Source organism: Shigella sp. FC1967 (assembly GCF_001743005.1).
Classification (GTDB): domain Bacteria; phylum Pseudomonadota; class Gammaproteobacteria; order Enterobacterales; family Enterobacteriaceae; genus Proteus.
In genome coordinates this window covers 1-6,232 of the sequence record NZ_MIIZ01000619.1, presented here as the reverse complement: position 1 = coordinate 6,232, position 6,232 = coordinate 1, and the positions used below count along the sequence as shown (strand labels likewise).

At 37.0% G+C, this 6,232-nt stretch carries 4 protein-coding genes and 1 pseudogene; all 5 read right to left on the bottom strand.

Translation table 11 applies throughout. From position 1 onward, the window contains the following. Positions 1-87 precede the first annotated feature (87 nt). Positions 88-450: a hypothetical protein gene (locus tag BHE89_RS07605; RefSeq protein WP_171742477.1), complete on the bottom strand. Its 363-nt coding sequence runs from the start codon at positions 448-450 to the stop codon at positions 88-90. Then, positions 443-2,827 (bottom strand): type VI secretion system Vgr family protein, encoded by a 2,385-nt coding sequence (locus BHE89_RS07600; RefSeq protein WP_128860379.1) that lies wholly within the window; start codon positions 2,825-2,827, stop codon positions 443-445. The genes BHE89_RS07605 and BHE89_RS07600 overlap by 8 nt, the downstream gene beginning before the upstream one ends. Positions 2,828-3,050: 223 nt before the next feature. After that, positions 3,051-3,848: a T6SS phospholipase effector Tle1-like catalytic domain-containing protein gene (locus BHE89_RS07595; RefSeq protein WP_128860378.1), complete on the bottom strand. Its 798-nt coding sequence runs from the start codon at positions 3,846-3,848 to the stop codon at positions 3,051-3,053. Positions 3,849-3,960: 112 nt separating this feature from the next. Then, complete coding sequence (locus BHE89_RS07590) at positions 3,961-5,643, bottom strand: T6SS phospholipase effector Tle1-like catalytic domain-containing protein (protein ID WP_128860377.1); 1,683 nt, start codon at positions 5,641-5,643, stop codon at positions 3,961-3,963. Then, positions 5,628-6,014 (bottom strand): annotated as a pseudogene (locus tag BHE89_RS07585) (DUF3304 domain-containing protein); the annotation flags it as partial. The pseudogene BHE89_RS07585 and the gene BHE89_RS07590, both read right to left, overlap by 16 nt. Between the last annotated feature and the right edge of the window lie 218 nt (positions 6,015-6,232).

Sequence of the window (6,232 nt, the reverse complement as noted above, 5' to 3'; positions counted from 1 at the left end):
TCTTCTAACAAAATTAAGTGTGTACTTTTATTCCATTCAATACGAATAAGCATAGGAGCTTGTTCTAAAAAACCTTCTTCCGGCATATTAGTGAAAAGCAGATAACATATTAAATGGAAGAGGGGATGATGTTATTAATAACCGAGGCTCTGAATAAAGCAATTCAAACAACTCTTCTAACAAAATTAAGTGTGTACTTTTATTCCATTCAATACGAATAAGCATAGGAGCTTGTTCTAAAAAACCTTCTTCCGGCATATTAGTGAAAAGCGAAAACCATCTAATATCATTATCCATCTTGATTAAAGCGGGAACGATGGGATTTTCTAACCCAGCTTGGTCAATAACAATATCGAGATAATCTAGATGTGTTTTTTCTGAGATCAATTTTAATTGTTTTATCCATTGATCCGTTATTTCTTTTGATGGGGATTGTAATGTATTATTCACGGATAGCGACTCCCATAGCATTTTCTTGGGCTTTCTTTAAACACTCTTTACAAACAGATTGAGGAAGGTCTGGTAATGGGAAATCTTCACTCGCTGGCTCACTCCAAATATGTTGTCCTTTGAGGCTTAAACGACTCGGTGTATGAATTTCAATTTGGCCATCAGGCATTATTTTAATATATCCACCGCCACAGCCTAAAGTAATTCCATTTTTAGCAGTTAATTGAATATGACCTTGAGTTGATTGTACTGTAATATCTTTAAGTGCCGTTGCTTCGAAGATATCGCCATGTGATTCTAATTCAAAAGGTCCTTTTCCAGAGACAATGCGTATTCCTTCTTTTTGAGACAACATCGAGATTTGTTGATATGCATTTACTGCTATTTTCTGTGTACTTGATAGGTGCATCTCACCTTTTGTTTGAGCATAGAGTGCTTCAACACTTTGCATAAGTAGTGTTTCATTGGTAACAATACCTATTCCTTCTGGTGCATGCATTAAAATAGAAGGTGATGCTAGTTTATCGGTATTTTTTAAAAGATTATCTAACCCTTCTTTTTCTGGTTGGAGATTGTGATGTGCTTGAGTAATTTCTCTGCAATCATCTAGTTGATTTATTGCACCTTTTACTAATGATATTGCAGGTTCCATTGCCAGCACTTCACCACCTGCTTTGGCTTGATTATCTGCACTAATAAATAACCCTTTACCTGCTCTTATTGCCCCCCAACTGTCAGTGCGTAATTCAAAACCTTCGCCACGTTTATCACGATTGGCATCAACAATATGCCCTAAATTTAATTGTGATTTACCACCATATTCAGTGCTGAGTTTGATATGTTCTTCACCGCGTTTATCTTCCATTCGCAGTTTGTTGTTTGCTGGGGTACGGATCACATTACGAGTGTTATTTCTATCCGTTACATGATCGGGATGACGCGAATCATGCAATGCATGGGCAATATAAGGTCGGTCCGGGTCGCCTTCATGAAAGGCGATAGCGACTTCAGTCCCTTGAATTAACGGAAAATGCATACCATAAGTGTCACCCGCATAGGGTTTTGCCAAACGTACTGGCATACTTTCGTAACCCATCGGTTTTTCGTCACGGTCGGCATCAAATTTTACCCAATAAAAACCGTCTTCATTTTGATGCGCATAAATATCGTTATCTTTAGCACTGGTAATGCGTGCAGTGAGTGTACCTGTGATAATTGGGCGAGGTTTAACGGTTGGACGCCAGCAAAGAGTTTCACTGTAAGGTATAGCGTTAAATCGGACTTGTAGTGCTTGTTCCCGACCACCGCTAAAGCGTAAGCGAGTGATTAAAATAGGGGATTGAAATACGGAAGGTAATGATGAAGGTATTGTGCTGTCAGTAATGGAAAGCACTTGTAGCGGTGATAAAAAGTCAGCATTACTTTCACCTTTTAAGCGCGTTTGACGGGTCAGAAAACGTTCATGATCAAGTCGTGCCCAAAAGTTGGCGGTTTCTGCTTCAGGGGTGAGTTTATCACCGCGGGCAAGGTGTCTTGCTTGATAATGATAAACTTCACCATAGTGAATATCATCTCCTTCACCACGAGTCATATCCGTTACTGCTGAAATCAAGGTGTCTTGTGCTTGTCGATGGTTGTAATCTTTGGTTAGTACATTTTGCTCGACTACTTGATGATGTAATGATAATCCCCATACACTTTCTTGGTAATTATCATTCATACCTGATGGGCTATTTAACGGCAGGGTTTTATCAAAGGTATAAGCACTTTGGCGATCGGCGAAACGGATCACTTCAGTTTGTGTTTGATCTTGCAAATAGAACGAATAAAAAATACCGACTTCACTTAATAGTCGTTCGATAAACTGGCGATCGCTTTCATTATATTGGTTGATTTGCTCACGTTTGGGATATTCATTTTTTAATGTAAATTCAAATTCCCAATCTTTAAAATTATGCTCACGTAAAATTTGACTAACGACATCAGGGACAGACTGATTGAGGAAGAAACGATGTGTGCGGATTTGATGGCGTAGTAAAGCAAATACGGGTTCAATCACTAATTGATAACGGGCTTCATCTACTGATCCAGATAAGCGCCGAAATTGTGTGATAACGCCGTGAACTTGTTTGGTGATAGGCTCTTTTGTGGCTAATTCCGCAATGCTATTGAGTGGGGGAGTAAACGAGAGTGTCGCACTACGACGTAACAGTTGTTGCGGTTGTAAATCCTGAGCTTGGCAAGTAAAGGTAATTTGATAATGGTAGGTATCACTAATCGCTTCACGACCCGTGAAATGTTCAACATCAAATAAAACATCACAACCTTGTACATTAAGGTGATAGCGATTTTGTCCGTTAAGTAGAGTCTGAGTTATTTTTTTTTAAATTCATAGTTGAATATATAAACATATCCTGTCTGTTTATTATGAACAAACTTTCGATGTTTATCCTTGTGAAAGAGTTTTAATTGATATAACTAATTAAGAGGTAAAGGTGACTTATAATTACAAATATTATTTTTTAATAATTACTTGTAAATCTTGCATTGTGTTATTTAATTCTTTCTTTTTTTGTTTCTTAATAAGCTCTGATATTTGCTCAACTAAATAATGTGTTGGAGGCGGAAGCTGGGTGATATCCGTAGGTATTTCTTTTTCCTGTCGATAAATCTAAAAATATAATTCCATATAAAGGTTTATATGCTATACCTAGTAAGGCTATATTATCTAAATAGCCATATATGCCTTCAGGTTGCATAATTAACTGCATAGATTTATTTGATTTATGACCAAAGTAGATCATTCTTGATAAAAAATAACTGCTAAAAGGTTCTCGAAGTCCACTCTCTGAGTGCATAAACCATGCGCGGGAATCATGTAGTTGATCATCAAGTAAACTAATAACCTTTTTAAGGTCTTCATCGTGAGTTATTTTTCTCATCGATAAAGATATTATTTTTCTAAATATAGTATTACTGATAGCTTTTAAACTTAGATATTCCTGCCTTTCATTTTGAGTTGTCGCCATGTAGACATATTTATCAGCAGATTGAAATGCTTTTAGTAAATTTGCTTTTGATATAACATCAGATGGAAAAGTAACTTCAGGATCATTTTTACAGTTTTCTAAATGTGTTTGGTATATTGATGAGCTTTCACCATGTACTTTTTTAAACCATTGTGCTTCTTGTTGACATTCAGTTCTTGACCTTTGATTAATTTTAATTAGAGGTTCTGGTCTGGTCACTCCTTTTAAATCTTCTAATTCAAATTTAAATTCTAAAGAGGCTTCCCATAATTGCCCTCTGGCATTTGTTGCATCAAAAAGTGGAGGCCCCATATTTTTATCGCTTGGTTTCCAATTAGAAAGGTCAGTTATTGCCTTTTTTTTCTTCATTTCTGAGTGATGTTTTTTTCAGCGATATCTTTTGCTTTTTTTCTCATATTCTAGAGCTAACACAGCTGTAGCTTGTCTTGAAAATTTAGCATCATAAGGTTCGACTGAAATGTCAGAGTGTTGTGGTGCCTGTGTAAAAAAAGGGTTGATGCGTTAAATTATTTTCGTCACTTTGTTCTGAGCCATAGCGACCAATTCTCCACGCTGTGATTAAAATAAGCTGAATTTCCATCACATATTCTAAAGTGCTCGTTATAAAACGTGGAGGTATAAAACATAATGTCTTATTAGTCGTATTATGAGATAAGACGGATTGCTCCGGTAGAGTATAGGCTCGCCAAGAGTTAAATTTATCTACTAAATTTTCTGATATTGTAAATTCCTCTAGTGTATCAGCAGACATTATCCGAAAAAAATATTCATTTTTAATTTCTGGTAATTGTATAAAAATATCTTCTCTAATCGATAACGGTGCTCCTGCATCGATTGCCGCTGCATACATATCATGTAATGTGATTTGTGATAATAACTCTTCACTACCATTTATTGCCTTACCTTGGTCTCCAGGTGGGTAACCTCCACCAATATCAGAGTGTACTCCTGGGTAAATAACTTCAACAGAATTCGGGGGATAATGACCTTCAGGTGTTCGAATTGAGTCAACAGTAAAACATTGTCTTTGTTCATGGGCAGCAACAAGATGACAAATATTTTTGACAAGTGATGACTTTGGCAATTGTTGTGTACCACTTGCCCAACCATTATGCCCTGTAGCACCAGGAACAACATTAGCTAATCCCACCGCAGCAACAGTGTCAAATAAACCTAGAAATTCAACGGAAACAGGTAAACTATAAATGGTTCCCAAAGGACACGGTTTTTTCCATGCGTGAGGTAACTCTTCAAAATGATAATTTAAAAATTGATTAAGCCAGTAAACAAAAGTGCGAGCCTCTGCTGCACCTCGAGAAAATCCATAAACATAAATTTTTAACGCAACAATATGCGGTTTTACTTTAGATATTTTCCATTTTAGCGGTTTAAGTAAATCATTTAGCGGTTTGACGGGATTATAGGTTTTATTAAATTTACTGTATGCGGAACCAACGATTAATCCTAGGCTACCCATAGCGGTGGCTCCAGTCGCACCATAAAAAGTATCAGTAGAGTCTAGATCGGTATTTATCATTGATTCAAAATTTAAATCAGTACTCATTTCTTTAAGTAAGTCTCGTTTATCTGCTAAAGAGAGCCCGTTGCCTGTTACTGCATGGTAAATTGCATCACAAACTTGAATTAATCCCCAACTTATTCGAGCTTCACCACCTGTTGCAAAAATTAAGCCATCAGAATAGTATTCATCTGTACCAATATCTGGAAAAGGGGTACCAACGCCAGGAATATAATAACTATAGAAACCCTTATTCTTAACTTCATTCTTTTCAGGAGAAGAAGCATGATAAAATTTAGCAACATTAGAGGGATGAGGTGGAATTGATGCTTCAGTATCATTGTAATTGTTATTATTAGTACCATCAAAAAACAAACTAACATGTAATGTTTTACAACATAATGCTTTTTTTTGTATTTTCGCGTTTTGATAATACTCTTTTTCTTTATTTGTTAGTTTTTCATGATTAGCACGAATTTGTTCTTTTGTGAGCGCTAAGCGCCCTTTTTGAGGAAATAGAGGCGGAGCCCAGCAAGGCTCACCTTGTGATCTTATGGTTGAAATAGCGTTAGTGGCTTCTGTTTCTATCGTTTCAATAAAAATGGAGTTTACTTGCTTGGACATATTTCTGGCTCCTCCATATCATCGGGTTCATTGACAGGGTAGTCAGGGTGTCCCCATGATTTACAAGACAGGGTAATTTTGACTTCTTGACAGGGAAGAAAATGCACTTTGACATCACAAGGGTCGTCATACTCAGGAATTTCTACCATTTTGCTATAACGACGATAATTAGCTTTATGTAATCTCATATATTCTTTGTAGTAAGGATCGTTAAACTCAGGAATATCACCGGGGTAAGCATCGGGATCGACTTCCCATTCCACTTTGACCCATTGATTCGGCGTCCACTTTGCCGGTACGACAATGCAACAGGTTCCGCCACCGCCTTTGCCATAATAACCATTAACCTTAAACCAATTTACCGAAGTGCCTTTGACATGGTTAAACCCGTGTAAATTTCCGGCAAGGTAGTCATCTTTGGGTTTTTTCTTGGGGGAACAGCAGTGAGCTTACTGCGATAATGGCAAGAATAACGCCAGCAACAATCACTTTTTTTACGAGTTATTTTTTTCGAGCATACTGCAGGCTCCTCCATTTTTGTTGGAATAGTAATCGGATAATTAGGGTTTCCCGGGGAATAACAAGATAA

Bases quoted from the DNA above. Each gene is read 5' to 3' on its own strand.
- BHE89_RS07595 (WP_128860378.1), bottom strand. From the start codon at position 3,848: ATGAAGAAAAAAAAGGCAATAACTGACCTTTCTAATTGGAAACCAAGC.
- BHE89_RS07590 (WP_128860377.1), bottom strand. From the start codon at position 5,643: ATGTCCAAGCAAGTAAACTCCATTTTTATTGAAACGATAGAAACAGAA.